26 protein-coding genes are annotated in these 26,780 nt (G+C 67.1%); 12 read left to right on the top strand and 14 right to left on the bottom strand.

Annotated elements, in window-relative coordinates:
• Nucleotides 1-33 precede the first annotated feature (33 nt).
• The 3 genes from AABQ55_RS03805 to AABQ55_RS03795 all read right to left on the bottom strand — a co-directional run bounded on the left by AABQ55_RS03805 (nt 34) and on the right by AABQ55_RS03795 (nt 4,117).
• Nucleotides 34-624: an NAD(P)H-dependent oxidoreductase gene (locus AABQ55_RS03805; RefSeq protein ID WP_272807313.1), complete on the bottom strand. Its 591-nt coding sequence runs from the start codon at nt 622-624 to the stop codon at nt 34-36.
• Between the two features lie 7 nt (nt 625-631).
• Nucleotides 632-2,218 (bottom strand): exodeoxyribonuclease VII large subunit, encoded by a 1,587-nt coding sequence (xseA, locus tag AABQ55_RS03800; RefSeq protein WP_272807312.1) that lies wholly within the window; start codon nt 2,216-2,218, stop codon nt 632-634.
• 81 nt (nt 2,219-2,299) lie between these two features.
• Entirely contained in the window at nt 2,300-4,117 is a 1,818-nt protein-coding gene (locus tag AABQ55_RS03795) for a hypothetical protein (protein WP_443021167.1), read from the bottom strand.
• Between the two features lie 125 nt (nt 4,118-4,242).
• Between AABQ55_RS03795 and AABQ55_RS03790 the strand changes: the two genes are divergently transcribed.
• Genes AABQ55_RS03790 through AABQ55_RS03780 form a run of 3 tightly spaced genes read left to right on the top strand, consistent with a single transcriptional unit; the run spans nt 4,243 to nt 6,319 of the window.
• The gene (locus tag AABQ55_RS03790; protein ID WP_272807310.1) at nt 4,243-5,232 is read left to right on the top strand and encodes a glycosyltransferase; all 990 of its coding nucleotides are present in this window, start codon (nt 4,243-4,245) and stop codon (nt 5,230-5,232) included.
• Nucleotides 5,233-5,249: 17 nt separating this feature from the next.
• On the top strand, nt 5,250-5,957 hold the full coding sequence (locus AABQ55_RS03785) for a class I SAM-dependent methyltransferase (protein WP_272807309.1): 708 nt from the start codon (nt 5,250-5,252) through the stop codon (nt 5,955-5,957).
• Nucleotides 5,954-6,319, top strand: a complete 366-nt coding sequence (locus AABQ55_RS03780; RefSeq protein ID WP_244770299.1) for a transporter — start codon at nt 5,954-5,956, stop codon at nt 6,317-6,319. The genes AABQ55_RS03785 and AABQ55_RS03780 overlap by 4 nt, the downstream gene beginning before the upstream one ends.
• 2 nt (nt 6,320-6,321) lie before the next feature.
• Here the strand turns inward: AABQ55_RS03780 and AABQ55_RS03775 are convergent, their stop codons facing one another.
• The gene (locus AABQ55_RS03775) at nt 6,322-7,095 is read right to left on the bottom strand and encodes a helix-turn-helix domain-containing protein (RefSeq protein WP_272807308.1); all 774 of its coding nucleotides are present in this window, start codon (nt 7,093-7,095) and stop codon (nt 6,322-6,324) included.
• A gap of 127 nt (nt 7,096-7,222) precedes the next feature.
• Here AABQ55_RS03775 and AABQ55_RS03770 point away from each other — a divergent pair, with 127 nt between their 5' ends.
• From AABQ55_RS03770 to AABQ55_RS03755, 4 genes are all read left to right on the top strand, one after another.
• Nucleotides 7,223-7,633 carry a hypothetical protein gene (locus tag AABQ55_RS03770; RefSeq protein ID WP_272807307.1) on the top strand — a complete coding sequence of 137 codons (411 nt, stop codon included), beginning with the start codon at nt 7,223-7,225 and terminating at the stop codon, nt 7,631-7,633.
• A gap of 153 nt (nt 7,634-7,786) precedes the next feature.
• Nucleotides 7,787-8,812, top strand: coding sequence for a histone deacetylase family protein (locus AABQ55_RS03765; protein ID WP_272807306.1), 1,026 nt, complete (start codon nt 7,787-7,789; stop codon nt 8,810-8,812).
• A 153-nt stretch (nt 8,813-8,965) separates the two neighbouring features.
• Complete coding sequence (locus AABQ55_RS03760; RefSeq protein WP_272807305.1) at nt 8,966-9,871, top strand: EamA family transporter; 906 nt, start codon at nt 8,966-8,968, stop codon at nt 9,869-9,871.
• Between the two features lie 73 nt (nt 9,872-9,944).
• Complete coding sequence (locus tag AABQ55_RS03755) at nt 9,945-10,610, top strand: OmpA family protein (RefSeq protein ID WP_244770304.1); 666 nt, start codon at nt 9,945-9,947, stop codon at nt 10,608-10,610.
• Nucleotides 10,611-10,637: 27 nt separating this feature from the next.
• On the opposite strand, the gene AABQ55_RS03750 is transcribed toward AABQ55_RS03755, so the two are convergent.
• Complete coding sequence (locus AABQ55_RS03750) at nt 10,638-11,462, bottom strand: lipo-like protein (protein WP_244770305.1); 825 nt, start codon at nt 11,460-11,462, stop codon at nt 10,638-10,640.
• 221 nt (nt 11,463-11,683) lie between these two features.
• On the opposite strand from AABQ55_RS03750, the gene mbfA reads away from it, so the two are divergent.
• Nucleotides 11,684-12,667, top strand: a complete 984-nt coding sequence (gene mbfA / locus AABQ55_RS03745) for an iron exporter MbfA (RefSeq protein WP_272807304.1) — start codon at nt 11,684-11,686, stop codon at nt 12,665-12,667.
• A gap of 361 nt (nt 12,668-13,028) precedes the next feature.
• On the opposite strand, the gene pheT is transcribed toward mbfA, so the two are convergent.
• The 6 genes from pheT to infC all read right to left on the bottom strand — a co-directional run bounded on the left by pheT (nt 13,029) and on the right by infC (nt 18,921).
• Complete coding sequence (pheT, locus tag AABQ55_RS03740) at nt 13,029-15,455, bottom strand: phenylalanine--tRNA ligase subunit beta (protein ID WP_272807303.1); 2,427 nt, start codon at nt 15,453-15,455, stop codon at nt 13,029-13,031.
• Nucleotides 15,456-15,477: 22 nt separating this feature from the next.
• Nucleotides 15,478-16,563: a phenylalanine--tRNA ligase subunit alpha gene (gene pheS, locus AABQ55_RS03735; protein WP_244770308.1), complete on the bottom strand. Its 1,086-nt coding sequence runs from the start codon at nt 16,561-16,563 to the stop codon at nt 15,478-15,480.
• Nucleotides 16,556-17,419, bottom strand: a complete 864-nt coding sequence (locus tag AABQ55_RS03730; protein WP_272807302.1) for a serine/threonine protein phosphatase — start codon at nt 17,417-17,419, stop codon at nt 16,556-16,558. Before AABQ55_RS03730 ends, pheS begins: the two co-directional genes overlap by 8 nt.
• Nucleotides 17,420-17,519: 100 nt before the next feature.
• The gene (gene rplT / locus AABQ55_RS03725) at nt 17,520-17,924 is read right to left on the bottom strand and encodes a 50S ribosomal protein L20 (protein WP_064332218.1); all 405 of its coding nucleotides are present in this window, start codon (nt 17,922-17,924) and stop codon (nt 17,520-17,522) included.
• Nucleotides 17,925-17,963: 39 nt separating this feature from the next.
• Nucleotides 17,964-18,167 carry a 50S ribosomal protein L35 gene (rpmI, locus tag AABQ55_RS03720; RefSeq protein WP_024270153.1) on the bottom strand — a complete coding sequence of 68 codons (204 nt, stop codon included), beginning with the start codon at nt 18,165-18,167 and terminating at the stop codon, nt 17,964-17,966.
• Nucleotides 18,168-18,384: 217 nt separating this feature from the next.
• Nucleotides 18,385-18,921, bottom strand: coding sequence for a translation initiation factor IF-3 (infC, locus tag AABQ55_RS03715; RefSeq protein ID WP_244770451.1), 537 nt, complete (start codon nt 18,919-18,921; stop codon nt 18,385-18,387).
• A gap of 232 nt (nt 18,922-19,153) precedes the next feature.
• On the opposite strand from infC, the gene AABQ55_RS03710 reads away from it, so the two are divergent.
• Together AABQ55_RS03710 and AABQ55_RS03705 are read left to right on the top strand one after the other, a co-directional pair.
• Nucleotides 19,154-19,972 (top strand): alpha/beta hydrolase, encoded by an 819-nt coding sequence (locus AABQ55_RS03710; protein ID WP_272807301.1) that lies wholly within the window; start codon nt 19,154-19,156, stop codon nt 19,970-19,972.
• Between the two features lie 108 nt (nt 19,973-20,080).
• Entirely contained in the window at nt 20,081-20,698 is a 618-nt protein-coding gene (locus AABQ55_RS03705; RefSeq protein WP_244770311.1) for a transglutaminase-like cysteine peptidase, read from the top strand.
• A gap of 74 nt (nt 20,699-20,772) precedes the next feature.
• Here the strand turns inward: AABQ55_RS03705 and AABQ55_RS03700 are convergent, their stop codons facing one another.
• Together AABQ55_RS03700 and AABQ55_RS03695 are read right to left on the bottom strand one after the other, a co-directional pair.
• A complete protein-coding gene (locus AABQ55_RS03700; protein ID WP_272807300.1) occupies nt 20,773-21,309 on the bottom strand; it encodes a GNAT family N-acetyltransferase in 537 nt (178 codons plus the stop codon).
• Between the two features lie 14 nt (nt 21,310-21,323).
• Entirely contained in the window at nt 21,324-21,908 is a 585-nt protein-coding gene (locus AABQ55_RS03695) for a helix-turn-helix domain-containing protein (RefSeq protein WP_272807299.1), read from the bottom strand.
• Nucleotides 21,909-22,041: 133 nt separating this feature from the next.
• On the opposite strand from AABQ55_RS03695, the gene AABQ55_RS03690 reads away from it, so the two are divergent.
• Nucleotides 22,042-23,292 carry an MFS transporter gene (locus tag AABQ55_RS03690; protein ID WP_272807298.1) on the top strand — a complete coding sequence of 417 codons (1,251 nt, stop codon included), beginning with the start codon at nt 22,042-22,044 and terminating at the stop codon, nt 23,290-23,292.
• 61 nt (nt 23,293-23,353) lie between these two features.
• A complete protein-coding gene (gene lepA / locus AABQ55_RS03685) occupies nt 23,354-25,186 on the top strand; it encodes a translation elongation factor 4 (protein WP_244770314.1) in 1,833 nt (610 codons plus the stop codon).
• A gap of 842 nt (nt 25,187-26,028) precedes the next feature.
• On the opposite strand, the gene AABQ55_RS03680 is transcribed toward lepA, so the two are convergent.
• Nucleotides 26,029-26,745 carry a pyridoxamine 5'-phosphate oxidase family protein gene (locus tag AABQ55_RS03680; protein WP_244770315.1) on the bottom strand — a complete coding sequence of 239 codons (717 nt, stop codon included), beginning with the start codon at nt 26,743-26,745 and terminating at the stop codon, nt 26,029-26,031.
• Nucleotides 26,746-26,780 lie beyond the last annotated feature (35 nt).

Genomic DNA, 26,780 nt, shown 5'->3' with positions numbered 1-26,780 from the left:
ACCGCTTGGCACCTTTGCTGGAATTGCTCCCGGTCAGATGCGGCCGGCGAGCCGCTCGACCCGCGCAAGATGCGCCTTGCGTTTTTCCTCGCTCGCGCGGTCCATGTCGTGCAGGCTCACCATCCTGAAATCGAGGCCCTTGGCGCAGAAGGCGGCGATGCCGCGCTTCAGGAGCCGCTTCACCGGATTGCCCATGTAGAGATGCACCACCCACCAGGGCGAGCCGGTCGTGGTGAACGCCCAGAACAGGCGGATATTGCCGAGCCGCGGCTGGATGCGCCCGCCGGCCGGATCGTTCTCGAAGGCGACGCCGGGCGCGAACACCCGGTCGAAGAAGCCCTTCAGGATGGCCGGGAAATTGAACCACCATTGCGGAAAGACGAGCACCAGCCCCTCCGCCTCTTTCAGGCGGGAAACGAAAGGTTCGGCTTCGGACGGGTCGTAGCCCGGTTCGAAGTAGCGGGCGCGCTCGGACGGCGTCAGGCGCGGGTCGAAGCCCTCGCGGTAGAGGTCGAGCAGATCGACCGCATGGCCGTTCGCCTCCAGCCGCCGCCGCACCGTGCCGGCGACGCTTGCGGCGAAACTTTCCTCCAGCGGATGGGCGAGCACGAGCAGGATGCGCATGCCGGCCTCAGAACAGCGAGCCCTGGCGGGGCGCGGGCTTCTCCTCCGCCTCGCCCTTCGCGGCCTTCCTGCGCGGCGGCGTGCCGCCGCCCGCGCCGGTGACGGCGTCCACCGTGCCGTCGGCGAACTCGATGGCGATGGTGCGGCCGGGGCCGAGGCCGGCGGCGCCCTTCACCGGCGCGCCCTCCTCGTCGCGCACCAGCGCGTAGCCGCGCTTCAGCACGTTGCGGTAGGAGAGCGATTGCAGCATGCGGTCCTGCGCCTGCAGGAGGGCGCGGCGGCGGGCGAGATCGCCGGCGAGCGCGCTCTCGGCGCGCAGCGCAAGGCCCGACAGGCGGTCGCGCGCCCGGCCGGTCTGCGCGGCGATGCGGGCGGGCGTCGCGCGCAGCGAGACGTCGAAGGCGGCGAGGCGCGCGCGGAGCTGGTCGAGCCGGCGCTCGACGATGCGTTCGGCGCGCTGCAGGCGGTCGGCGACGCGCTGGCGGCGCTCGGCGATGCGGGTGAGCAGCATGTCGGGCCGCAGATGCGCCGCCGTGCGCTCGAAGGCGCGGCGCTTGCCCGCCGTGTTCATCTGCAGGCCGCGGCCAAGGCCCGCCGCTGCCTCGTCGAACCGGCGGCGCGGCAGGGCGAGGAGCTGGTCGAGCGAGGGCAGCGCCCGGGCGAGCGCGCGAACGCCCTGCCGGCGGCTGTCCATCTGGCGCGCCGTGGCGCCGCGCAGGCGCGCGGTGAGCGAGGCGACCTCCGCATCGAGATCGGCCTTCACCGGCACCGCCATTTCGGCAGCCCCCGTCGGCGTCGGCGCACGGCGGTCGGCGGCGTGGTCGATCAGCGTCCAATCCGTCTCGTGGCCGACGGCGGAGATGAGCGGGATCGTCGAGGCGGCCGCGGCGCGCACGACGATCTCGTCGTTGAAGCTCCAGAGGTCCTCCAGGCTGCCGCCGCCGCGCGCGACGATCAGCACGTCCGGCCGCGGCACCGCCCCGCCGGGCGCAAAAGCGTTGAAGCCCTCGATGGCCGCGGCGACTTCCTGCCCCGAGCCCTCCCCCTGGACCTTGACCGGCCAGACGACGACATGGACCGGGAAGCGGTCGGCGATGCGGTGCAGGATGTCACGGATGACGGCGCCCGTCGGCGAGGTGACGACGCCGATCACCTTCGGCAGGAACGGCAGCGGCCTCTTGCGCTCCGCATCGAAGAGGCCTTCGGCGGCGAGCTTGCGGCGGCGCTCCTCGAGCAGCGCCATCAGCGCGCCGGCCCCGGCCGGCTCCAGCGCCTCGATGACGATCTGGTATTTCGAGGAGCCGGGGAAGGTGGTGATCTTGCCCGTCGCGATCACCTCCATGCCCTCTTCCGGCTTGAAGCGCAGGCGCGAGAAGCTGCCCTTCCAGATCACCGCGTCGATGCGCGCGCGATCGTCCTTCAGCGAGAAATAGGCGTGGCCCGAGGAATGCGGGCCGCGATAGCCGGAGATCTCGCCGCGCACGCGCACCTGGTCGAAGGCCTGCTCGACCGTGCGCTTGATGGAGCCGGAAAGCTCCGACACCGAATATTCGGCAAGATTGCTGGGCGAATCAGTCTCGGGGAAAAAGCTCATGCGGCAAAGTGTAGTGCGTTTGCCGGCGGATGACAGGGTGCCGCGGCCGGCATCCCCAGCCCACTTCGCCGTTCCCCCGCGCTATTCGGGCCTCACCCGGTAAAGACGCAGCACGGCGCCCTGCGTGGCTTCGACCGGTTCGAGATAGGCCGGCACCTCGCCCTTCAGGAGGCTGGCATAGAGCCCCTGCGGCTCCGCGTCGGCGATCAGGTTCGTCTGGGCGTTGCGCGGGCAGAAGGCGAGCAGCGTCACATCGGCGCCGCGCAGGAACGCTTCGGCCTGCCGGGGATTGGACAGGCCGATATGCAGTTCCGTCAGCATGCCGCCCTGGTTGCGGTGGTAGGGCGCCGAGAGCACGCGGTGGCCGGTGAAGCGCAGGATCGGCGCACCGAGATCCGAGACGGCGGCGACCACGCCGACCGGCTCGCGGGCGAGCGGCGCCAGCACGGCCTCGTCGGTGCAGGAGGGCGGCTTCGCGCCCGCCGTAAACTGGGCGCGCAGCACGTCGCCCGACTGGCCGGGCAAGAGCGCGCCGGCAAGCGCCCAGGTGGCGGGCGTCGAGGCAAGCGTCAGGCCGGCAAAGGCAAGGCCGAGCTTCAGGTTCTTCGGCTGCGCATTGGCAGCCCTGCGCAGCTGGGCGATCATCCGGCCGAGCGGGATGGCCGCGAGCCCGTAGACGAAGATCGCGCCGCGGATCTGGATGATCGAGACGGCGAAGGCGACGACCAGCAGCGCAAGCAGGATCAGGTGCATCTCGGCGGCTTCGCGGCGACGCACGCTCCAGAGGCAGGCGGCGATGGCGAGAAGGCCGGTGGCGTAGAAGCTGGCGATCGAGGCGGGATCGAGGCGGAACTGGGCGGCGGCCGACTGGGCCTCGATGACCATGTCGAGCCAGAAGGTCTTCAGCAGCGGGTCGAGCGCGTCGAGCGGATTGGCAAGGCATCCGGGCGCGATCAGCAGCACCGCGGCGGCAACGACGCCGCCCGCGCCCGCAAGCGCGGCAAGCCGGCCGTAGAACGGCCAGGCGCTCGCCAGCGATGCCGTCAGGAACAGCGTGCCGCCGCCCAGCGTCGCCAGCGCGTAGAAACCGTAGGACAGGCTGTCGCAGGTCACCTGCGTATAGCGCGACGGCGCGACGGTCGCGAAGAAGGCGCCGGTCACCGTCAGGGCGAGGGCGAGGCTGAAGGCGGTGGCCGCGTCGCGGAAGGCACGGCCGTGCCAGGCCCAGCGCAGGGCGACGACGAGGCAGACCGCGCCGATCAGCGGCGTCGTTTCCGCGCCGATGGCGATGGCAAAGCCGGCAAGCACGCCCGCAATGGCATGGTCGCGCGCCCGCATGTCGGGCGAGAGCAGCATCGCCGCAATGCCGGTCACCAGCGCGATCTGCACGTTGTGATGGTCGATCGAGCCGGGCTGGAAGCGATTGAGCGACACGACGAGGATGGCGGTCAGGACCAGCGTCGCATGCATCGCCATGGTGCCGCCCAGCCGGTAGCCGGCAAGCCCCGCGCCGAAGAGCACCGGCACGACGAGGAAGGACGGCCAGACCGCGAGCGCCAGCGCCTCGGCCTGCCGCTGGCCGGCGAAAAGCGAGAAGAAGCTGATCAGGTTGGCGATCGGCAGGTCGACGAAGCGCGACCAGTGCATGGGCGTGCCGCCCGCAAGGCCGAGACGGTACTGCGTCGTGTCGAACCAGCTCTGCCCGGCCAGGAGGTCACGCACCACGACGAGCCGCATCGCATCGTCATTGTCCGCCCCGACATAGTCGCTCGCGAAGGGCAGCGACAGCGCGAGCAGCACCGCGATCGTCAGCAGGCTGTAGAAGGCGAGCACGCGCCAGGTCATCCCGGTGCGCCCGGCAGGCGCGTCCCCGGTTGCGAACGGCAGGGCCGCAGGCATGGATTTCGACACGTTTCGCCCCTTCGTCCGTCATTGGAAGCCAGCCGAAACCTAGCCTTAACCTTCTCAAGAAATAGTAAAACCGTGGGTCGCATGAGGCCGCCCCGCACGGGAGAATGCACGCCATGACGGAAGCCTTGCTGGAAGACCTTGAGATCGCCGTGCTGCTGCCCTGCTACAACGAGGCGCAGACGATCGGCGACGTCGTGAGCGGTTTCCGCGCCGCGCTGCCCTCAGCCCGCATCTATGTCTACGACAACAACTCCACGGATTCGACCGCGCTGCGCGCGGCGCTGGCCGGCGCGACCGTCGTGCGCGAACGCCGCCAGGGCAAGGGCAACGTGGTGCGCCGCATGTTCTCCGACATCGAGGCCGACATCTACATCATGGCCGACGGCGACGGCACCTATGCCGCCTCCGACGCGCCCGAGCTCATCCGCACGCTGATCACCGAGGGTGCCGACATGGTGGTCGGCACGCGCCGCGGTGTTACCGCCGACGCCGGCCGGCAGGGCCACGCCTTCGGCAACCGCATCTTCAACACCCTCTTCCGCTCGCTGTTCGGCAACGATTTCTCCGACATCTTCTCCGGCTACCGCGCCTTCTCGCGCCGGTTCGCCAAGAGCTTCCCGGCCGTTTCCGGCGGCTTCGAGATCGAGACGGAAATGTCGGTGCACGCCTCGCGCCTGCGCATGCCGATCGCCGAGCTGGAACTCGACTACGGCCGGCGGCCGGAGGGCTCGCATTCGAAGCTCTCGACCTTCAAGGACGGCGCGAAGATCCTCTGGATGTTCGCCATGCTGATGAAGGAGACGCGGCCCTTCGTGTTCTTCGGCACGATCAGCGGCCTCTTCATGGCGGCAAGCCTCACCTTCATGGCGCCGGTTCTGGCGGCCTATTTCCGCACCGGCCTCGTCGAGCGCATGCCGACCTGGGTGTTCTCGCTCGCCCTGATGATGATCTCGTTCCTCGTCTTCTCCGCCGGCCTCATCCTCGATTCCCTGGCGCGCGCCAGAGCCGAGCAGCTGCGCATCCACTACATGAACCAGTCCGCCGGCCGGTACGTCCGCACCGCCCGCAAGGCGGACAAGGCGGCGCGGCATCTCGCGGCCTGATCGAACGGAAGACGACCATGAACAGGGAAACCACCAACCGCATCCGTTTCGTGATCGAGGACGTGCTGCCGCCGATCCTGCGCGATTCCGTGCTGTTCAAGCAGGCCGCAAGCCTCGTCTGGGGCAAGCATATCGGCAAGCTCGCGACGTTCCGCGAGCGCGCGCCCTTCCTCACCGCCGCGGAATATGAGGATCTTTATCGCGAACATCCACGCGTCCATGCCGGCACGGACAATTCGCGGGCCTGCATCGACCGCATCGTCGCCTCCATTCTCGGCGATAGCGTCTGCGACGTCGGCTGCGGCACCGGCGCGCTGCTCAGCCACATCAAGACGGGCAATCCCGGCCTGAAGCGGCTGGCGGGCGTCGATTTCGTCGTGGAGGATGCCGCGAGCATCGCCGGTGTCGAATATGTCGCGGCGATGATCGAATCCCTGCCCTTCGCGGACGGCGAGTTCGACACGGTCGTCTGCACCCATGTCATCGAGCATGTGCTGGAATACCGCCAGGCGATCGCGGAGCTGCGCCGCATCGCCCGCCGGCGGCTGATCATCGTCGTGCCGCGGGAGCGGGAATACCGCTACAGCTTCAACCCGCACTTCAACTTCTTCCCCTATACGCATTCCTTCCTGCGCGCCGTGCATCCCGTGCCGCAGCGCCATGTCTGCGTCGATATCGGCCGGGACATCTTCTACATGGAAGACCGCGCGGAGCCGGACGCGTGACGACGAGCGCCTACAGCCCCGCGATCTGGGCCGGCCTCCTCGGCACGCCGCTCCTGATCGCGGCAGGACAGGTGCTGTTCAAGCTGACGAGCGGCACGACCGGCGACTTCGGCCTCAAGGGGCTGGCGGCGCTGGCGTTCAACCCGCTGCTGCTGCTGGCGCTCGCGATCTACGGGGCCGGCACCGTCATCTGGATCTTCGTGCTGAAGGCGGTGCCGCTGACGATCGGCTATTCCTTCATGGCGCTGACCTTCTGCTTCGTGCCGCTCCTCGCCAGCCTCTTCCTCGGCGAGGCGCTGACGCTGCGCTATGCGCTCGGCGCCTTTCTCATCATCGGCGGCATGCTCGTCATCAACGGCTGAGCCTATCCTTCGAAATGCGCCCGCGTTTCGGCATCCGCCGGGAAGAAGCTCTCGATCAGCACGCCCTGCACCAGCGCGTCCTGCGCCGAGCCGAAGGAGGTGAGCGTGGTGATCCAGTTGAAGTGCTTTGTCCCGATCTTCATCTCGATCGGCAGGATCGGCAGCCGGTCCGTCTCCGGAAAGGCCTCCAGCGCGGCCCGGATGTCGGCGGCGGCGGCCAGCCTTTCGATGCGCTTCGAAAGCGGGCTGCGCGGGCCCTGCAGCCAGGCCTCGGCGCGGATGCGATGCACGAGGTCGGCTGCCGATTGCGCCCAGTTGACGACGATCGAGCGCAGCGGCGTCGGGCCGAGATAGGCATCGAGGAAATTGTCGCCCGGCAAGACCGCGATGCCCGCCATGCCGGCAAGGCCGAGAAAGGCCTGGTTGGCGGCGAGCACGTTGTATTCATGGTCGAAGACGACGCCCGGATAGGGGTCGTGCCGGGCGAGGATGAGGCCGATCGCCTCCGCCACGGCCGGCGGAAAGGCCGCAAGGCTCGCCGCCGGCGCCGTCGCGAAGCGCGGGCGGAAGCCGGCGGCGGAAAACAGCATGCCCTGGTCGCGCGCGGGAATGTCGAGCACGGCGGAGAGGCGCAGGATCATGCCTTCCGAGGGGCGCGAGCGGCCGGTCTCGAGGAACGAGAGATGGCGGGCGGAGATGCCGGCCTCGGTCGCCAGCTCCAGCTGGCTCATGCGCCGGTGGCTGCGCCATTCCTTCAGGTGTTCGCCGAATTCCATTGTCGCCTCCCGTTCGGTGCCCGCGTACTCAACAGGAAGCGCGGCATGATTTCCATTACCTCCAAGGTAATTGGTTTGCATCCCCGCCCTCGGCAGGATGGGCCCATCGAAACGAAAGGAGCCCACCATGTTCGCTACCCTCAACCGCAACCTTCTGAAGTCCGTCATGCTCTTCGACGGCGTCTTCTCGCTGGCCGTGGCCGCCGGCCTCTTCGCCTTCTCCGGCCCGGTCGGCACCCTCGTCGGCCCGCATGCGACGCCGGCCGTCCTCCACGGCTTTGCCGCCTTCTTCGTCGTCTGGGGCGTCTTCCACGTCGCCGTCGGCCGGCAGGCGCGGCCTTCGCCCGCTGCCGTCCGCGTCGCCATCGCCGGCGATACGGCCTGGCTCATCGGCAGCCTCGCCGTCCTCGTCTTCGCCAGCGGCGGGCTGACCTTCGCCGGCATGGGCCTCATCGCGCTCGCCGCCGTCGCGGTCGCCGACATCATGCTGCTCAAGCAGATCGGCCTTGGCCGGCAGCAGCGCGCCGCGCTTGCCTGAACGTGCCGATGCCCGCATCCCCTTCGCCCCCGCCAAAAGCGGGGGTGCTGCCGTTCCAGGTCCCGCGCAACGCGTCATCTATCACCTGGGGGAGATTCCCCTTCCCCGGAAAATGCACTACCGTCGCGCCCGATTGAACACGGGGAGCCTTTCATGCGCGTCATTTTTTCCGAGGACCACAAGCTCAGGAACGCCCGCAGCGAGCTTTACGGCGGCGAGCTGGTGGCGCCCTTCGAGGCGCCGTTCCGGGCGGAATGGATCCTGGCGGCGGTCAAGGATGCCGGCTTCACCGACGTTTCCGCGCCGGAACGCCACGGGCTCGAGACCGCGCTGAAGGTGCATGACGCCGGCTACCTTTCCTTCCTGGAAGGGGCCTGGGAGAAATGGAAGGCCGCCGGCTACAAGGGCGAGGCCATCGCCACCTCGTTCCCCGTGCGCCGCACCTCGCCGCGCATCCCGACCCAGATCGACGGCCTGCTCGGCTATTATTGCAACGCCACGGAAACGGCGATCTCGCCCGGCACCTGGGAAGCCGCCGTCTCCTCCATGCAGAGCGCGGTGACCGCGGCCGATATCGTCGCGGACGGCGCGAAGGCCGCCTTCGCGCTCTGCCGCCCGCCGGGCCACCATGCCGGCATCGACAGCTTCGGCGGCTATTGCTTCATCAACAACGCCGCCGTCGCCGCCCAGCGCTTCCTCGACAAGGGTGCGAAGAAGGTTGCCGTGCTCGACGTCGACTTCCACCACGGCAACGGCACGCAGGACATTTTCTACGAGCGGGGCGACGTCTATTTCGCCTCGCTGCACGGCGATCCGGCCGAAGCCTTCCCGCATTTCCTCGGTTATGCGGAAGAGACCGGCAAGGGCGCCGGCGAAGGCACGACGCAGAACTATCCGATGCCGCCCGGCACGCCCTTCTCCGTCTGGGAAGCGGCGCTCACCGATGCCCTGAAGCGCATTTCGGCCTTCGGCGCCGAGGTGATCGTGCTCTCGCTCGGCGTCGATACCTTCGAGAAGGATCCGATCTCCTTCTTCAAGCTGACCTCGCCGGATTACATCACGATGGGACGGGCGGTCGCGGCAAGCGGCGTGCCGGTGCTCGTCGTCATGGAAGGCGGCTACGGCGTGCCGGAAATCGGCCCCAACGTCGCCAACACGCTGAAGGGCATTGCCGGCTGAGGCCAGCATCAATTTTCCTGAAGCAAGGCGTCACGATTATCCATTTGCCGCGTGACGCCCCCTCCTCTAGAGCATTTCCAGCCGAAGCGAAGTCGCTTTTTTCGTCGGATAATGCGGTAAAAACAAGAATCTGGAGCACCGGGAGGGCTTTTCATGGCCGACCAACAGACAGCGACGGGCGGCGGGCTTTCGGGCTCGGGCAATGCGGGGCTCCTCACGGGCATCCTGCTATGCTTCGGCTCGATGTCGAGCATCCAGTTCGGCTCGGCTTTCTCGGCGACCGCGATCGATGCCTACGGCCCCTCGACCACGACATTCCTGCGCCTCGTCATGGCGGCTGCGATCCTGGCCCTGATCGTTCGGCCGCCGATGCGCGCCTACAGCCGCGACCAGTGGAAGAGCGCCATGCTGCTCGGCGCCACCATGGCGGCAATGACACTCTGTTTCTTCGCGGCGATCCACCGCATCCCGCTCGGCCTTGCCGTCGCCATCGAGTTCCTCGGGCCGCTGGCGGTCGCCACCTGGTCGCTCGGCGCGGGCTGGCGGTTGATCTGGCCTGGCGCGGCCTTTATCGGCGTCGTGCTGCTGTCGCATGACGGCGCGGGCTGGGTCGGCGATCCCATGGGCATGCTGTTTGCCTGCGGTGCCGGCGTCGGCTGGGGCACCTACATCATCCTCATGAAGAAGACCGGCGCAGCGTTCAGGGGGCTCGAAGGGCTCTCCATGTCGCTGGTCTTCGCGGCCATCGTCGCGGCCCCCTTCGGCCTGCCGCGCGCCGCCGAGGCGCTGAACCCGGAAGGGCTCGGCATGATCCTCGGCCTCGCCGTGCTCGTGCCGCTCCTGCCCTATGCGCTGGAGATGATCGCGCTGCGCCGCATGCCGATGTCGGCCTTCGGCATCCTGATGAGCCTGGAGCCGGCGCTCGGCGCGCTCGCCGGCTTCCTCGTGCTCAGCCAGCCGATGACGCCCCTGCAGATGCTCGGCACGGCGCTTGTGGTGGCGGCAAGCGCGGGTGTCACGTCCAGCGGAAAGGGCGAAGGCGAGGGGAAAACCGCCTGAAAGCGGCCTCTTTCATGTTCCTGCCGCAATCGCTAGGTTGAAGCAGAATCATCGACGTTTCCGGGGACATTCCATGTACAAGAAAGTTGCGCTCGTCGCGCTCGCCGCGACCTACCTTTCCGCCTGCACGACGACGGATCCCTATACGGGCGAGCAGAAGGTTTCCAACACGGCCGGCGGTGCGGCGATCGGTGCGGGCGTCGGCGCGGTTGCCGGCCTCCTGATCGGCAACAACCCGGTGCAGCGCCGCAATGCCGCGCTGATCGGCGCCGGCGTCGGGGCGCTGGCGGGCGGCGCCATCGGCAACTACATGGACAACCAGGAAGCCGAGCTGCGCGCCCAGCTTCAGGGCACCGGCGTTTCCGTCACGCGCATGGGCGACCGCATCATCCTCAACATGCCGTCGAACGTCACCTTCGCCACCGACCAGGACCAGGTGATCCCGCCGTTCTATCCGACGCTCGATTCGGTCGCGCTCGTCTTGCGCAAGTTCGACAAGACGCTGATCGACGTCGACGGCCACACCGATTCGGTCGGCAATGCCGGCTACAACATGGACCTCTCCAACCGCCGCGCCAACTCGGTCGCCAACTATCTGGCCGGCCGCGGCGTCGACCCGCGCCGCATGTCGGCGATGGGCTACGGCCTGGAACGCCCGATCGCCTCCAACGCCTCGGAAGCCGGCCGCGCGCAGAACCGCCGCGTCGAGATCGCGATCTCGCCGCTCAAGCAGGGCTGATCCGTCGGCGGTTGGCGCGTGGGGCCGTCACGGCCCTTCGCGGCCCGGCCCCCATTCCAGCCGCTTGTAGTCGAAACCGTATTTCAAGGTCGGCTTGACGATCTCGAAATAGGGCGAGAGGTCGAAGTCGCGCGGCGTATAGAGCGAATGATGGCGGATATGCAGGATCTCCTCGCGCGAATAGGTCGAGGTCGCCGCGGCATGGCCGGGCGCGCGCGTGACGTCCGGCAGGATCGGGTAGCGGATCATCTCGAAGGCTTCCGCAATCAGCGTCGAGCAGATCGCCCGCGTCGGATCGCCTGAGCCGAAGGCGATCAGGCGGCGGCGCCAGCGCACCGGCACGGGCGGCGTCGGCAGGAAGTAGCGCAGCATGTCCGTGATGTTCTTCAGATCGTATTTCAGGCCGAGGCGCGAGACCATGAAGGCGATGAGCGCGTCGCGATCCTCCGGCGTCAGCCCGACCGGGCGGCAGATGCGCGTGTTGTAGGTACGGTACTTGGTGAGCGGCACGGCGACGCAGCCCTCGCCGAGATTGACTTCGATGAGCTGCGGGCGCTGCGTGGCGGGCAGCGCCGCCTGGTCCAGCGTCAGCGGCACCTCGTCGCCGACGAAGAACGCGGCATGGGACCAGGTGGACTGCGTCAGGTACTTGATCGCCGCCGAGACCTTCTGGTTGCCCTCCACCAGAAGCACGTCGCCGGGCCGCAGCGTGCGCGCCAGCGTTTCGGGGTCGGAGGGCGTATAGGGCTCGTAGCCGGAGGTCTGGCTTTGCAGCTTGTCGGCGAAACGGCGGCCGATGCGATCGAGCAGCGTGTCGCGGCTTGCGTTAAGCGGCTTCAGTCCGGCGGTCACGTCGCGTCCTTCGCAGTGTGGATCGTTTCCGCTTTTCCCCGAATCGCGAAAACGCTCCATCTGTTTGTCTTTACGCAATTCCGGACGCAAAACCGCTGCGCACTTTTGCTGGAATTGCTCCAGGCCCCGGCCACTCTAGCCCTACGCGCGACATCCTGTCGAGGTTGACCGGAGCAGCTTCGATCCTATATTTAGAATTATTCTAAACTGGATTGTCGTCAATGTTCTCCCGTCTTCTCCATCCCGGCAAACGCAGCCTCGAATCCCTCAGCGAACAGGAAATCCTCGCCCTCGCCATTTCCTCGGAAGAGGATGACGGGCGCATCTATCTCGCCTATGCCGATGCGCTGCGCGACGCCTATCCGCATTCCGCCCGCATCTTCGAGGAAATGGCGGAGGAGGAAAGCCATCACCGCCAGCTGCTGATCGACCGGCATGTGGCGCGCTTCGGCGACCGCATCCCGCTGGTGCGGCGCGAATATGTGCGCGATTTCCCCGAGCGCAAGCCGGACTGGCTGATCGCGAACATGCCGCTCGAGGCGATCCGCGCCCAGGCCGAGACGATGGAGGAGGCCGCGCACCGCTTCTACCTCGCCGCCGCCTCGCGCACGCAGGACGCGGCGACCCGAAAACTGCTCGGCGACCTGGCCCTGGCGGAAAAATCCCATGAATCGCTTGCCCGCCGGCTCGGCGAACAGCACATACCCGCCGACGTGAAGGCGGAGGAGGACCAGACGGCGCGGCGGCAATTCGTGCTGACCTATGTGCAGCCGGGCCTTGCCGGCCTGATGGACGGCTCGGTCTCGACCCTCGCGCCGATCTTCGCCGCCGCCTTCGCCACGCAGGACACCTGGCAGACCTTCCTCGTCGGCCTCTCGGCCTCCGTCGGCGCCGGCATCTCCATGGGCTTCACCGAAGCGGCGCATGACGACGGAAAGCTCTCCGGCCGCGGCTCGCCGGTCAAGCGCGGCCTTGCCTCGGGCATCATGACGGCCTTGGGCGGCCTCGGCCATGCTTTGCCCTATCTCATCCCGAACTTCATGCTGGCGACGACCATCGCCGTCTTCGTCGTCTTCGTGGAGCTGTGGGCGATCGCCTTCATCCAGAACCGCTACATGGAAACGCCGTTCTTCCGCGCCGTTCTCCAGGTCGTGCTCGGCGGCAGCCTCGTCCTGGCCGCGGGCGTGCTGATCGGCAATGCATAGCAATTCCAGCAAAAGTGCGAAGCGGTTTTGCGTCCGGAACTGCGTAAAAAACAGATAGGGCGTTTTCGCGATTCGAAGAAAAGCGGAAATGCTCTGGGGGAATGGATAAGTTCTACCGGCCTGTCGGGCGGTTCATGTCGCGCACCACCCAGCGGAAGAAAAGATAGACGCCGACGCCCATGATGGCGAGCGGCAGGAGATTGGCAGCAGAATCCATGTCGACCTCTATACCCTCCCGACAAGGGAATTAAGGTCTTGCTAACCAATCTTCAATCCACGAGCAGGCGACGGTCCGTTCACAAAATGCGACCGACGCTCACGAATTGGCAAGCGGGGCGTCGCCGCCCCGCTCCTGTCCCGGTCAGGCGCGCAGCGTGCCGCCCGTGGTCTTGGCGACATTGCCGACGATCCTGGCGGTGAGCGCCTCGAAATCCTCGTCGGTCAGCGTCTTGTCGGTCGGCTGGAAGACGACCTCGATGGCGACCGACTTCTTGCCCTCGCCGAGCGATGCGCCCTCGAAGACGTCGAAGACGTTGACGGCGGCGATCAGCTTGCGGTCGGCGCCGGTGGCCGCGCGCACGATGGCGCCCGCTTCCACCGTCTTGTCGACGACGAAGGCGAAGTCGCGCCTGACGGCCTGGAAGGGCGAAAGGTCGAGCGCCGGCTTGGTGCGGGTCGCCTTCTTCTTCGGGTCCGGCATGGCGTCGACGAAGATCTCGAAGCCGCAGAGCGCACCCGATACGTCGAGCGCGCCGAGCGCCTTCGGATGGAACTCGCCGAAATATCCGAGCACGATCTTCGGCCCCATCTTGATCGTGCCGGACCGGCCCGGGTGATACCATGCGGGCGCGCCCGGCTCGATCTGCACATTGCCCATCGGCAGGCCGCAGGCCTCGATGACGGCAAGCGCGTCGGCCTTGGCGTCATAGACGTCGACCGGCTTGCCGCCGCCCTTGGCGGCGTTCGACCAGAGGCGGCCGGAACCGGAAAGCGAGGCCGTGCCGCGGCGCACGCCGCCGGCAACGCGGCGCTGCCCCTCGGGCCTGTCGTTTTCATAGGTGCCGGAAACCTCGAAGAGCGCGACGTCACTATGCCCCTTGTCGGCATTGCGCTGCGCGGCGGCGATGAGGCCCGGCAGCAGCGAGGGGCGCATGTCCGACATGTCCGACGCGATCGGGTTGGAGAGCGCCAGCGAGGCCGCGCCGCCGCCGAAGAGCTCCGCATGGGCCTTCGGGATGAAGGACCAGGTGACGGCCTCCAGCATGCCGCGCGCGGCAAGCGCCCGCTTGGCAAGGCGCGAGCGGATCTGCAGCGTGGTCAGGATGCGGCCGTTGACCGCCCCGTGGCTTTCGAGCGGCGCCGGCTTGATATTGTCGACGCCGTGGATGCGCATGACCTCTTCCACGAGATCCGCCTTGCCCTCGACGTCGGGACGCCAGGAGGGCACCGCGACGGAGACGCGCTCGCCCGCGCCCGTGACGGTGAAGCCGAGGCGCGTCAGGATGTCCACGCTCTCTTCCGGGGAGACGTCAAGGCCCGTCAGGCGCTTGACCTCGGAGAACGGGAAATCGACGACCTTGGCCGAAAAGCCCTTGTAGCCGACGACGTCGGTTCTGGCGGCCACGCCGCCGCAGAGCTCCAGCACCAGTTCGGTGGCGCGTTCGAGGCCGGGCACCATGTATTGCGGGTCGACGCCGCGCTCGAAGCGGTAGCGCGCATCGGTGATGATGCCGTGCGCGCGGCCGGTCTTGGCGATGTTCATCGGGTCCCAGAGCGCCGATTCGATCAGCACGTCGACGGTGTTCTCGTCGCAGCCCGAATGCTCGCCGCCCATGATGCCGCCGATCGATTCGACGCCGTCATCGTCGGCGATGACGACGTTGGACGGGTTCAGCGTGTATTCGCGCGTGTCGAGCGCCAGAACCTTTTCGCCTTCCGCCGCGCGGCGCACGACGAGGTTTCCCTTCACCTTGGCCGCGTCGAAGACGTGCAGCGGGCGGCCCTGGTCGAAGGTCATGTAGTTGGTGATGTCGACGAGCGCGTTGATCGGGCGAAGGCCGATGGCGAGAAGCCGCTGCTGCATCCAGCGCGGGCTCGGGCCGTTCCTGACGCCGCGCACGAGCCGGAGCGCAAAGCCCGGGCAGAGATGATCGTCACCGCCGAGTTCCAGCCTGACCTTGACCGGCGTCTCGCCCTCGACCTTGAAGGACGGCGCCTTCGGGGCCTTCAGCGTGCCGAGGCCGGCGGCGGCGAGGTCGCGGGCAATACCGAAAATGCTCGTGCAGTCCGGGCGGTTCGGCGTCAGGTTGATCTCGATGACCGGGTCGTCGAGGCCGGCATAGGCGGCATAGCTCGTGCCCACCGGCGCATCGGCCGGCAGGTCGATGATGCCGTCATGGTCGTCGGAGATCTGCAGCTCCTTTTCCGAGCACATCATGCCGCGGCTCTCGACGCCGCGGATGGTGCCGACGGCGAGCGTCACGTCGATGCCGGGCACATAGGTGCCGGGCGCGGCGAAGGCGCCGACAAGGCCGGTGCGCGCGTTCGGCGCGCCGCAGACGACCTGGATCGGATCGCCCTTGCCGGTGTCGACCATCAGAAGCTTGAGCTTGTCGGCGTTCGGATGCTGCTCGGCGGAAACGACCTTGGCGATGACGAAGGGCTTGAAGGCCGCCTTGTCGTCGACGTCCTCCACTTCGAGCCCGATCGCCGTCAGCTTCGCGCAGATCTCTTCGAGCGTGGCGTCGGTGTCGAGATGGTCCTTCAGCCAGGAGAGGGTGAATTTCATGATCTTTCTCCTTGGATGCCGGTTATGCGCTGAGGCCGCCGAACAGGGTCGGCATGTCGAGCGGGCGGAAGCCGTAATGGCTCAGCCAGCGGACGTCGGCGTTGAAGAAGTCGCGCAGGTCCGGCATGCCGTATTTCAGCATGGCGATGCGGTCGAGGCCCATGCCCCAGGCAAAGCCCTGGTATTCGTCCGGATCGAGCCCGCCGGCGCGCAGCACGTTCGGGTGCACCATGCCGCAGCCGAGGATCTCCATCCAGTCCGTGCCTTCGCCGAACTTGACGATCGGACCCGACGAACGGTCGCACTGGATATCGACCTCGAAGGACGGCTCCGTGAACGGGAAGAAGGACGGGCGGAAGCGCATGGTGACGCTGTCGACCTCGAAGAAGGCCTTGCAGAACTCCTCCAGCACCCAGCGCATGTTGGCGACGTTCGCCTTCCTGTCGACCACGAGGCCCTCGACCTGGTGGAACATCGGCGAATGGGTGGCGTCCGAATCCTGCCGGTAGGTCTTCCCGGGGATGATGATGCGGATCGGCGGCTGCTGCGCCTCCATGGTGCGCACCTGCACGGGCGAGGTGTGCGTGCGCAGCACCTTGCGCTCACCCTTCTCGTCCGCCGGGAAGAAGAACGTGTCGTGCATCTCGCGGGCCGGATGGCCCTCCGGGAAGTTCAGCGCCGTGAAGTTGTAGTAGTCCGTCTCGATATCGGGCCCCTCGGCGATGGAGAAGCCCATGTCGGCGAAGATCGCGGTGATCTCGTCGACGATCTGGCTGATCGGATGGATGCGGCCGCGCTCGGCGGGCGAGGAGCGCACCGGCAGGCTGACATCCACCGTCTCGGCCGCAAGGCGCGCCTCGATGGCGGCGTCGCGCAGCGCCGACTTGCGCGCGGTGATCGCGTCGGTGACGCGGGTCTTCAGCGCGTTGATCGCCGCGCCGCGGGTCTGGCGCTCTTCCGGCGACATGGTGCCGAGCGTCTTCAGGAGTTCGGAGACGGAGCCCTTCTTGCCGAGGGCGCCGACGCGCACGGCTTCGATCGCCGCCTCGTCGGACGCTTCGGCGACGGCGGAAAGAAGGCCATGTTCCAGTGTGTCGAGTTCAGTCATCTTTACCTGCTTTGCTTGCGTCGGCCGCGCGGGGCGGCAGGAGAACCTGCGACAGATAGCGGGTTGCGGCGAGGAAACGCCGCAGATCACTACCCATGTGCACGCGCCCGATCAATCGGGTGAGCCATAAAAACTTGGCGAGGAACGCCACGAGAAGACAGAGTTCGGCGAGCGCATCGCCCGGCGCGCTCTCCATCCAGGCGGACAGAGCCCGGCCGGCGGTCGTCTCGCCCTCCAGCGCGCTCGGCACGAGCTGGAGGAACAGCAGCCAGAGGTCGCGCGCCTGGGCGGTCGGCAGCGGCATGACGGCTTCCGGCTCCTCCTCGAAATCCATGTAGCCGACACGGCCGCCCTCAAGGAAGAGATCGCGCGGGTGCGGGCGACCATGACAGAGCCTTTTGGCATGCAGCGCGCCGAGATCGGCGGCGCAGGCGACAAGCAGGTCGTCGTGGTCGGCCGGATCGGCCGATTTCAAAACCCCGAGCTGCGCGCCGATCGTCGGGCCGGCATCGGAGAGCACGAGCGCGCTGCCGGAGCGGTAGAGCACCTTCGGCACCGGCAGGCCCGCCGCCGCGAAGGCCGCGATCCGCCGCACCTCGCGGTCGACCATCGCCTTCCTGTCGAGCTGCGGCGAGGGCCGCAGGAAGGGTTTGCGGAACAGAAGGGCGAGAGCATTTTGCGCCCGCGACCAGAAAACCGGCCGCTCCGCGCCGTAGCGCTTCACCCAGACGGTGCCGAACGACATCTCCACGCGCTCGATACGGCGCGCGCCACGGGCAAGGACGGCGAGAAGCGTCTCGATATCCTTGGCCGTCGCGTCCGGGATCGCGGAAAGATCGTTCAGCCTGCCATCCATCTCCAGTCCTTTAGCGAGGCCGGTCCATAAAGCAAAACCCGCACCGGTTCCCCGGCGCGGGTTTCACAACGAAACGATGTTTTGGTTGTGGAAGCGCCGGTCAGTTGACGGCGGCTTCAAACTCGTTCTTCGTGCCGGCATCCTTGAGGTATTCCAGCGCCTTCTTGGCGGCTGCGACGAGCGCGCCGAACGCTGCGGTCTCATGGATCGCCATGTCGGACAGAACCTTGCGGTCGACTTCGATGCCGGCCTTGTTGAGGCCGTCGATGAAGCGGCCATAGGTCAGGCCGTGCTCGCGGACGGCAGCGTTGATGCGCTGGATCCAGAGCGCGCGGAAATTGCGCTTGTTGACCTTGCGGTCGCGGTAGGCGAACTGCTTGGAACGATCAACCGCGGCCTTGGCGGCGCGGATGGTGTTCTTGCGGCGGCCGTAGAAGCCCTTGGCTGCCTTCAGCGTCTTCTTGTGCTTGGCGTGGGAGGTTACGCCGCGTTTTACACGTGCCATGTCATGATCTCCTTAACGTATCAAATCGCGCGATTAGTCTCAGAGACCGTTCGGCAGGTAGTTCTTGATGACCTTCTTGCCATCGGGCTCGGCCAGCACCATGGTGCCGCGCGCGTCGCGAATGAACTTGTTGGTACGCTTGATCATGCCGTGGCGCTTGCCGGCAGCGGCAGCGACGACCTTGCCGGTCGCGGTGATCTTGAACCGCTTCTTGGCAGACGACTTCGTCTTCATCTTGGGCATTTTGCTACTCCATTCTTCTTGAATTCGAGACGGCTGACGAGGCCATCTCCAGCGTAAAGAACGGCCACGGCATGCCCTGCCGGACCGTTCGGACGGCGGCTTGTAACCGATGTCCCCCAAAAGCGCAACCGGAATCCGTGAATTGCGGCATCCGGCGCGCAGAAACGGAAAAGCCGCCCCGAAAGGCGGCTTCGATCCGGTGGTCGTGAGGTCGCGATTACCGCGGAGCCAGCACCATCATCATCTGGCGGCCTTCGAGCTTCGGCTCGGCCTCCACCTTGGCGATGGTCAGCGTGTCTTCCTTGACCTGCATCAGGAGCTTCATGCCGAGTTCCTGGTGGGCCATTTCGCGGCCGCGGAACTTCAGCGTCACCTTGACCTTGTCGCCCTCTTCGAAGAAGCGGTTCATCGCCTTCATCTTCACGTCATAGTCATGCGTGTCGATGTTCGGGCGCATCTTGATTTCCTTGATCTCGACGATCTTCTGCTTCTTGCGCGCTTCGGCCGCCTTCTTCTGGTTGGCGTATTTCAGCTTGCCCAGGTCAAGGATCTTGCAGACGGGCGGTTCGGAGTTCGGCGAAATCTCCACGAGATCGAGGCCGGCTTCTTCGGCCATGCGGAGCGCCTGATCGGTCGGGACGATACCGTGGTTGTTGCCGTCGGCATCGATAAGCTGAACCCGGGGAATCCGGATTTCCTTGTTGGAGCGCGGGCCGTCCTTGACGGGAGCTTCCGCTTTGAAGGGTCTGCGAATGGTCGTGTTCTCCTCGAACTGTTTCGATAGGTATGGATCTGCGTCGACCGGGCCGTTTGCCCGCCTGGCGGCGTTTTCCGGCAATGTGTTGATCGCGCTTGTGAAGTCAATAGCATGCCGCGTGGAAAAAATCACCACCTGTCCTTGCAGGCGCGAATCTGGTCTAGCTCTCGGCAAAAGACCGGCCAACGGGCGGTTTGCCGCGGTCGGGACGCAGGACAAGGAGATAGGCATGACGGCGGCGAACGGCAATGGGACCCCGACAGAATTCATCACCGTCGGCGCGGGCGACGACGCCCGCAGGATCGCCGTCGCGCTGCAGCCGGCGGCCGGCGGCAACGGGCTTGCGCATTTCGTCTGGCTCGGCGGCTACCGCTCCGACATGACGGGCACCAAGGCGGTGGAGCTGGCCGGGCTTGCCGCCCGTCTCGGCACCGGCTGCGTGCGCTTCGACTATTCCGGCCACGGCGCCTCGGGCGGCGCCTTCGTCGACGGCACGATCTCGCGCTGGCTGGAGGAGGCGCTCGCGGTGATCGACCACGCGGCAGGGACGCTCGGCACGCGCCGCGCCGTGCTCGTCGGCTCCTCGATGGGCGGGTGGATCGCGCTGCGCGCCGTGGCCGAGCTTGCCGCACGCGGCGGCATCGAGATTGCCGGCCTGGTGCTCATCGCGCCGGCGCCGGACTTCACCTCGGAGCTGATCGAGCCGAACCTGACGCAGGCCGAACGCACGGCGCTGGCCGAGCGCGGCCAGTTCGAGGAGCCGACGCCCTACGGCCCCGACCCGAACATCTACACGAGAAAGCTCATCGAGGACGGCCGCGACAACCGCGTGCTGACCGGCGCGATCGAGACCGGCTGCCCCGTGCATATCCTGCAGGGCATGGCCGATCCGGACGTGCCGTATGGCCATGCGGTGCGCCTGATGGAACACCTTTCCGGCGACGACGTGGTGCTGACCATGATCCGCGACGGCGACCATCGCCTGTCGCGCCCGCAGGACATCGCCAAGCTCCTCGAGGCGGCGGAGGCCTTTGCCCGCGGGCAATGAAGCCCCGGCCGAATCACATTTTAACCATATTCCCGCATCGCCAATTCTCATGATTGACGAAGGCCCCACCTGACCGTTAACTCTTTGTTAACGATTAGGGGACGTTTCATGGCACGAATGATTGGTGCGAAGGCTGGGGTTGCGGCGGTGCTCGCCCTCCTCGCTTCTTCTTCCTCGGCTTTCACCGCGCCGGCTTCGGCACTTGCCATGCAGACCGGCGGCATAACCTCCCAGCCGATCGGCCATTACGAGTTCTGTCAGGCCAACGCTTCGGAATGCCGCGCCGGCGTGCGCGGCCAGGCGCCCGCCAAGGTGACGGCGTACGGCTGGACGGTGGTGCGCGAGATCAACGCCGGCACCAACAACGCCATCACGCCGATGACCGACAAGGACCTCTACGGCAAGGACGAGGTCTGGTCCTATCCGGACGGCGCGGGCGACTGCGAGGATTTCGTGCTGCTCAAGCGCAAGAAGCTGATGGAAAAGGGCTTTGCCGCCGGCGACCTGCTGATCACCGTCGTGCGCAAGCCGGACGGCGAAGGCCATGCCGTGCTGACGCTGCGCACCACGCAGGGCGACTTCGTCCTCGACAACCTCAACAACGACGTCAAGCTCTGGACGGAAACGCCCTACCGCTACCTGAAGCGCCAAGCCTCGTTCCATGCCGGCCGCTGGGTCTCGATCGAAAACGGCGATGCCGTCATGGTGTCGTCGGTCGGCCAGTAAGACACGTTTTTCGCAGGGGGACTGCGAGGGCCGCGGAGCGATCCGCGGCCTTTGTCTTTTCCGGAGCCGCCTCGTCACGCCGCCAGGGCGGCCGCGCCGACCCGCTTGTAGAAGAAGGTCGTCGCGCAGAAGCGGCCGTCCGGATAGAGCGCATAGTCGGGGATGACGCCGGCGCGCTGCCAGCCGAGGCGCTCGTAGACGGTCTCGGCGGGGCTGCCGGTGGCCGTGTCGAGCACCAGCACGGTCTTGCCGCGCCGGGCGGCTTCCGCCTCGGCGGCGGCCATCAGCGCGCGGGCGATGCCGCGGCCGCGCTCGCTTTCCATGACGAGCAGCTTCTTCACGTCCGCCCGGTGCGGCTGGTTCGGCATCTGGCGGATGCCGACCTGCACCGTGCCGACGATGCGCCCCGCCCGCTCGGCGGCAAAGAGCAGCGTCGCCCCCTCGCCGACCGCCGTCGCCACGTCCTGCCAGAAGGGCAGCGCATCGGCCGGCCCATAGGGCGCCATGAAGCCGACGGAGGCCCCGCCGGTCACGCAATCGGCCAGCACATCCGCCAATTCGCCCATCCGGGCCCGGGTTTCCTCGGCATCGAGCAGCCTGATCTCGCTCATCTCGTCCTCATGGCTCAGGGGCGGCCGCGGTCCAGCACCACGGCATAATGCGCCGGCGCGTCGCCGGGATTGTCGAAGACATGGCCCTCGGTGATGCTCATGTAGAGGCAATCGCCGGGGCGCAGGTCATGCACCGTCTCGCGAAGGGTCATGCGCAGGCGGCCCGAAAACAGCCAGACATGCTGCGTCATGCCCGCCCTGGCCGTTTCCGGCGGATAGGCGATGCGCGCGCCCGGCGGAAACGTCACCTCGATCACCTCGACGCGCGAGGCCGTGTTCGGCGCCGAGACGGCGCGGCGCTGGTAGCCCGTCTCGGGATCCCGCCAGACCACCTGGTCCTTGCGCCGCGACAGGGGATCGCCCGCCTCCCCGGAAAAGGCGAAGAAGGCGGAGAGCGTCAGGTCCAGCGCCGCGCAGAGCCTTGCGAGCAGCTGCGCCGTCGGGCTCGCCTCGCCGCGCTCGATGCGCGAGATCATCGCCCGGCTCACGCCGGAGGCCCCGGCGAGGTCGTCCAGCGTCAGGCCGCGCGCCGTGCGCAGCAGCCGCACCCGCTCGCCGATGGCACTTTCCAGAGGGTCGATTCCATTTTCCACTATCATGGAATAATTCTCCCTTATAATGGAGTCAACGGGCAAACCCGTCCGAAAATATTTTCCGGCCATGCCGCTCCGGCGACAATGCGACATCCTCCCGCCGGATAAGGTGCCGCAGCGAGAATCGGAGGGCGGGCGGATGACGGGTGAAGCACAGCGGGCGTCCTCGCTCTTTTCCATCACCGCCATCGTCGTTTCGATGACCTTCGTCGCCATCGGCAACGGGGTGATGCTGGCCTATGTGCCCTATGTGCTGTCGCAGGCCGGTGCGCCCTCCTGGACGCCGGGCGCGGCCGTCACGGCGATCGCCTTCGGCGGGCTGGTCGGCTGCGTCATCGCCGGCCCCGTCATCCGCCGGGTCGGCCATGCCCGCGCCTTTTCCTGCTCGCTGGCGCTGGTCATCATCGCCGCCTTCCTCGTCGCGCTCGGCGTCAACCCGATCCTGTGGATCCTCGCCCGCGGCCTCTACGGCGTGGCCGGCAACGCGAATTTCATCATCGCCCAGAGCTGGCTGAACCATGCCAGCGACAACCGCTGGCGCGGCAAGGCCATGTCCTTCTTCTACATGGCCTATGTGCTGGGGCTCGGCGTCGGTGCCTGGCTGTTCGGCCGCATGCCGGCAGACGGCAATCTCGCCCCGCTCGTCACCATCTTCGTCACCACGATCGCCCTGCTGCCGATCGGCCTCACCAAGCTGCCCACCCCGCCGGCGCCCGCCCGGGTCAGCGTCGATTTCGCCATGGCCTGGCGCAACTCGCCGGTCGCGCTGATCGGCGTGCTGGCCGCCGGCGGCCTTTCCATGGTGGTGCAGGGTTTTACCCCGATCTACGCCGCCACCAACAAGGTCGGCCAGGCGGATGTGGCGCTCCTGATGTTCGTCATGCAGTTCGGCCTCATCTTCGTGCAATACCCGCTCGGCACGCTCTCCGACCGCATCGACCGGCGCATCGTGCTGATCGCCACCTGCCTGCTGATCGCCGGCACCGCGGTCGCCGCCCTCTTCGTCTCCTTCCAGGCCTTCGTCGTCCTGATGATCGTCTTCGCGCTCTGGGCGGGCGCCGTCGAGAGCGTCTATTCGATCGCCAATGCCCATGCCAACGACCGGACCGACCCGGAGGACTTCGTGCCCCTCGCCTCGACGCTGCTCGTCGCCTGGTCGACCTCGGCGACGCTGGTTCCGCTGGCCGTGACGGCGCTGACGCCGGCGTTCGGCCCGAAGACCTTCATCTATGCCGCCATGGCCGTGGCGCTCGCCTATGCCGCCTTCGTCGCCCAGCGGCTGCGCCTGCGCGAGACGGTGCCGCCGGAGGCGCGGGAGACCTTCGAGATCCGAAGCGCCCAGGTGCCGAATGCCGGCGCGCTCGTCGAAGGCGAGAAAGCCCCGGAATAGCGGCGTTCGCGCGCACGAAACCCTTCATTTACCGCTTTGCGGGAATCTTCCCCGCTGCTATATGGCGCGCATGAGCACCAACACTTCGACGCCCCTCGACCATATCCGCAACTTCTCCATCGTGGCCCATATCGACCACGGCAAGTCGACGCTCGCCGACCGGCTGATCCAGTCGACCGGCGGCCTCGCCGACCGCGAGATGTCGGAACAGGTCCTCGACAACATGGACATCGAGCGCGAGCGCGGCATCACCATCAAGGCCCAGACCGTGCGCCTGCACTACAAGGCGAAGGACGGCGAGACCTATGTGCTGAACCTCATCGACACGCCCGGCCATGTCGACTTCGCCTACGAGGTCTCGCGCTCGCTGTCGGCCTGCGAGGGTTCGCTGCTCGTCGTCGACGCCTCCCAGGGCGTGGAGGCCCAGACGCTCGCCAATGTCTACCAGGCGATCGACAACAACCACGAGCTCGTGACGGTGCTCAACAAGATCGACCTGCCGGCCGCCGAGCCCGACCGCATCAAGGAACAGATCGAGGAGGTGATCGGCATCGACGCCTCCGACGCCGTGCTGATCTCGGCCAAGACCGGCCTCGGCATTCCGGACGTGCTCGAAGCGATCGTGGAGCGCCTGCCCGCGCCGAAGAGCGAAGGCGGCGAGAAGGCCCCGCTGAAGGCCCTCCTCGTCGATTCGTGGTACGACACCTATCTCGGCGTCATGGTCCTCGTGCGCGTCATCGAAGGCCGCATCAGCAAGGGCCAGACCATCCGCATGATGGGCACGGACGCGAAATACACGATCGAGCGCGTCGGCGTGCTGACGCCGAAGATGGTGGCGATGGATTCCCTCGGCCCGGGCGAGATCGGCTTCATCACCGCCTCGATCAAGGAAGTGGCCGATACCCGCGTCGGCGACACGATCACCGAGGACAAGCGCCCGACAGCAAAGGCCCTGCCGGGCTTCAAGCCGGCCCAGCCTGTCGTCTTCTGCGGCCTCTTCCCGGTCGATGCCGCCGATTTCGAGGACCTGCGCTCGGCGATGGGCAAGCTGCGCCTCAACGACGCCTCGTTCTCCTTCGAAATGGAAAGCTCCGCCGCGCTCGGCTTCGGCTTCCGCTGCGGCTTCCTCGGCCTGCTGCACCTCGAGATCATCCAGGAGCGCCTGGAGCGCGAGTTCGACCTCGACCTGATCGCGACGGCCCCCTCGGTCGTCTACAAGCTCTTCATGACCGACGGTTCCGAGCGCGAGCTGCACAATCCGGCCGACATGCCCGACGTCGTCAAGATCTCGGAAATCCACGAGCCGTGGATCCGCGCGACGATCCTGACGCCGGACGACTATCTCGGCGGCATCCTGAAGCTCTGCCAGGACCGCCGCGGCATCCAGGTCGAGCTGACTTACGTGGGCACGCGCGCCATGCTGACCTACGACCTGCCGCTCAACGAGGTCGTCTTCGACTTCTACGACCGCCTGAAGTCGATCTCCAAGGGCTACGCCTCCTTCGACTACCAGATCACCGACCACAAGGAAGGCAACCTGGTGAAGATGTCGATCCTGGTGAACGGCGAGCCGGTCGATGCGCTCTCCATGATGGTGCACCGCATGGCCGCGGAAAAGCGCGGCCGCGAAATGTGCGAGAAGCTCAAGGAGCTGATCCCGAAGCACATGTTCAAGATCCCGATCCAGGCCGCCATCGGCGGCAACGTGATCGCCCGCGAGACCATCTCGGCGCTGCGCAAGGACGTGACCGCCAAGTGCTACGGGGGCGACGCCACCCGCAAGCGCAAGCTCTTGGAAAAGCAAAAGGCCGGCAAGAAGCGCATGCGCCAGTTCGGCAAGGTGGAGATCCCGCAGGAAGCCTTCATCGCCGCGCTCAAGATGGGCGACGAGTAAAGGCCGGCACCGCCGCCTGCGACAGAACCCGAAAGCCCCGGATGCCCCTGCATCCGGGGCTTTCTCGCGATTGGAGGCAAGGGTGTGCCGTGCGGATGGATCCTCGGGTCAAGCCCGAGGATGACGGAGGGGAGGAGAAGCCCGGGGCCCCATTGAACGGTACGGCATGCGGAACCGCTGCCTTCATCCGCCCCCCTTCCTTCTGTCGTCATCCTCGGGCTCGACCCGAGGATCCACCCGCACGGCACACCCTCACCTCCCCGAAAAAACACGCCCCGTTTTCCCCACCCGCCAGATCCGTGCCTACAATCCTCCCGTCCCGCCACGGATACGCTGCCAGGCGTGGCAGTGAGGCGGGGCCGGCGCTTGTGGCGGGGGAAGGACGTGAGCCCGCACCGCAAGGGCCTGCGGAAAATGGTCTCCCTCCGGCGACACGGGGGAAGCGGCGGGGCGTCGGACCGACCCTGCCGTTTCATGCCCCGGACGGCGCGCCGGGCGTGCCTGTGCGGCACACAAGGGGGCCGGGTCCGGCGGATGCGTCGGCATCGTCCGCCGGGGTGAAGCTTTTCCGGGAAGGGTGCGAGAGCGCCTTTCCGTCCGCAATCGCCATGGCGCGCGATCGCGGATGCCAAAACGGAGACGCCCATCCCGGAAACCGGCGACAGGCATCCACGGGTCCGGCCCTTGCAGAGGGACCGCAGTCGCGGGCAAAAACCGCCGAACGGGGCGCTGAAAGGTGCCGCAGATACAATTTTTCAGATGAGGCAGCTTCCAGCGCCCCGTCCGATGCTCTTTGACAACCCACGGGCGACATCCGCCGCGTGGACCGTGGCGCATGGACTTCAGGCATTCTCGTAGAGCTGCTGTCCCGTCCGCAGCGCGGCGTCCAGCCGGCCGCCCTCGGGGAAGATCGCCAGCGTTTCGGGTTTCTCCACGCCCGCCACCAGCCGGTGACAGGTCTCGGCGGGGCCGAGCACGGTGGTGACGGGGATGACGCCGGCCCAGATCGGCAGGGCGAAATCCGCCTCGTCGTCGCCGACGCCCTTGGCGCGCACCTTGGCCGCCGCCTCGTCGATCGGCATGGCGATGATCGTCGTCGCCTTGGCCTCCTGCGGCGTGAGGGGACGCAGCAGCGCGCTGCGTCCCGGATAGAAGCGGTCGACGACGTCGCGCATCGCCTCGATCTTCTCCGCCGGATCCTCGACGAGCCGCGCCGTACCGAAGCACATGGCGGAGCGGTAATTGGCCGAATGGTTGAAGCCGGAGCGGGCGAGCACCAGCCCGTCGAGATGGGCGACGGTGAGGCAGGCGGGCGTGCCGGCCTTCAGGTGCCGCAGCATGCGGCTGGCGGAGGAGCCGTGCCAGTAGAGCGTGTCGCCCCTGCGCCAGAAGAGGGTGGGCGTCGCATAGGGCTGGCCGTCGATGACATAGGCGACGTGACAGAGCATGGCGGCGTCGAGAATGGCATGGACGCTTTCGCGGTCGTAGCTGCCGCGCTCGTGCATGCGCTTGACGCGGTTGCGCGGGGTGACGGGATAGGCGGCGGTCTCGGTGCTCATCTGCGGGGCTTGCCTTTCAAGGGAGAGGCCGCCAT

This window comes from Shinella sp. WSD5-1 (assembly GCF_963942435.1).
Lineage (GTDB): Bacteria > Pseudomonadota > Alphaproteobacteria > Rhizobiales > Rhizobiaceae > Shinella > Shinella yambaruensis.
Note: the sequence above shows the minus strand (reverse complement) of the source record. Positions and strands in the feature narration are given on the sequence as shown.

Excerpts from the sequence above, each read along its gene's own strand:
- AABQ55_RS03805 (WP_272807313.1), bottom strand. The coding sequence starts at position 624 with ATGCGCATCCTGCTCGTGCTCGCCCATCCGCTGGAGGAAAGTTTCGCC.
- xseA (WP_272807312.1), bottom strand. The coding sequence starts at position 2,218 with ATGAGCTTTTTCCCCGAGACTGATTCGCCCAGCAATCTTGCCGAATAT.
- AABQ55_RS03795 (WP_443021167.1), bottom strand. The coding sequence starts at position 4,117 with ATGCCTGCGGCCCTGCCGTTCGCAACCGGGGACGCGCCTGCCGGGCGC.
- AABQ55_RS03790 (WP_272807310.1), top strand. The coding sequence starts at position 4,243 with ATGACGGAAGCCTTGCTGGAAGACCTTGAGATCGCCGTGCTGCTGCCC.
- AABQ55_RS03785 (WP_272807309.1), top strand. The coding sequence starts at position 5,250 with ATGAACAGGGAAACCACCAACCGCATCCGTTTCGTGATCGAGGACGTG.
- AABQ55_RS03775 (WP_272807308.1), bottom strand. The coding sequence starts at position 7,095 with ATGGAATTCGGCGAACACCTGAAGGAATGGCGCAGCCACCGGCGCATG.
- AABQ55_RS03770 (WP_272807307.1), top strand. The coding sequence starts at position 7,223 with ATGTTCGCTACCCTCAACCGCAACCTTCTGAAGTCCGTCATGCTCTTC.
- AABQ55_RS03765 (WP_272807306.1), top strand. The coding sequence starts at position 7,787 with ATGCGCGTCATTTTTTCCGAGGACCACAAGCTCAGGAACGCCCGCAGC.
- AABQ55_RS03760 (WP_272807305.1), top strand. The coding sequence starts at position 8,966 with ATGGCCGACCAACAGACAGCGACGGGCGGCGGGCTTTCGGGCTCGGGC.
- AABQ55_RS03755 (WP_244770304.1), top strand. The coding sequence starts at position 9,945 with ATGTACAAGAAAGTTGCGCTCGTCGCGCTCGCCGCGACCTACCTTTCC.
- mbfA (WP_272807304.1), top strand. The coding sequence starts at position 11,684 with ATGTTCTCCCGTCTTCTCCATCCCGGCAAACGCAGCCTCGAATCCCTC.
- pheT (WP_272807303.1), bottom strand. The coding sequence starts at position 15,455 with ATGAAATTCACCCTCTCCTGGCTGAAGGACCATCTCGACACCGACGCC.
- pheS (WP_244770308.1), bottom strand. The coding sequence starts at position 16,563 with ATGACTGAACTCGACACACTGGAACATGGCCTTCTTTCCGCCGTCGCC.
- AABQ55_RS03730 (WP_272807302.1), bottom strand. The coding sequence starts at position 17,419 with ATGGATGGCAGGCTGAACGATCTTTCCGCGATCCCGGACGCGACGGCC.
- rplT (WP_064332218.1), bottom strand. The coding sequence starts at position 17,924 with ATGGCACGTGTAAAACGCGGCGTAACCTCCCACGCCAAGCACAAGAAG.
- rpmI (WP_024270153.1), bottom strand. The coding sequence starts at position 18,167 with ATGCCCAAGATGAAGACGAAGTCGTCTGCCAAGAAGCGGTTCAAGATC.
- AABQ55_RS03710 (WP_272807301.1), top strand. The coding sequence starts at position 19,154 with ATGACGGCGGCGAACGGCAATGGGACCCCGACAGAATTCATCACCGTC.
- AABQ55_RS03705 (WP_244770311.1), top strand. The coding sequence starts at position 20,081 with ATGGCACGAATGATTGGTGCGAAGGCTGGGGTTGCGGCGGTGCTCGCC.
- AABQ55_RS03700 (WP_272807300.1), bottom strand. The coding sequence starts at position 21,309 with ATGAGCGAGATCAGGCTGCTCGATGCCGAGGAAACCCGGGCCCGGATG.
- AABQ55_RS03695 (WP_272807299.1), bottom strand. The coding sequence starts at position 21,908 with ATGATAGTGGAAAATGGAATCGACCCTCTGGAAAGTGCCATCGGCGAG.
- AABQ55_RS03690 (WP_272807298.1), top strand. The coding sequence starts at position 22,042 with ATGACGGGTGAAGCACAGCGGGCGTCCTCGCTCTTTTCCATCACCGCC.
- lepA (WP_244770314.1), top strand. The coding sequence starts at position 23,354 with ATGGCGCGCATGAGCACCAACACTTCGACGCCCCTCGACCATATCCGC.
- AABQ55_RS03680 (WP_244770315.1), bottom strand. The coding sequence starts at position 26,745 with ATGAGCACCGAGACCGCCGCCTATCCCGTCACCCCGCGCAACCGCGTC.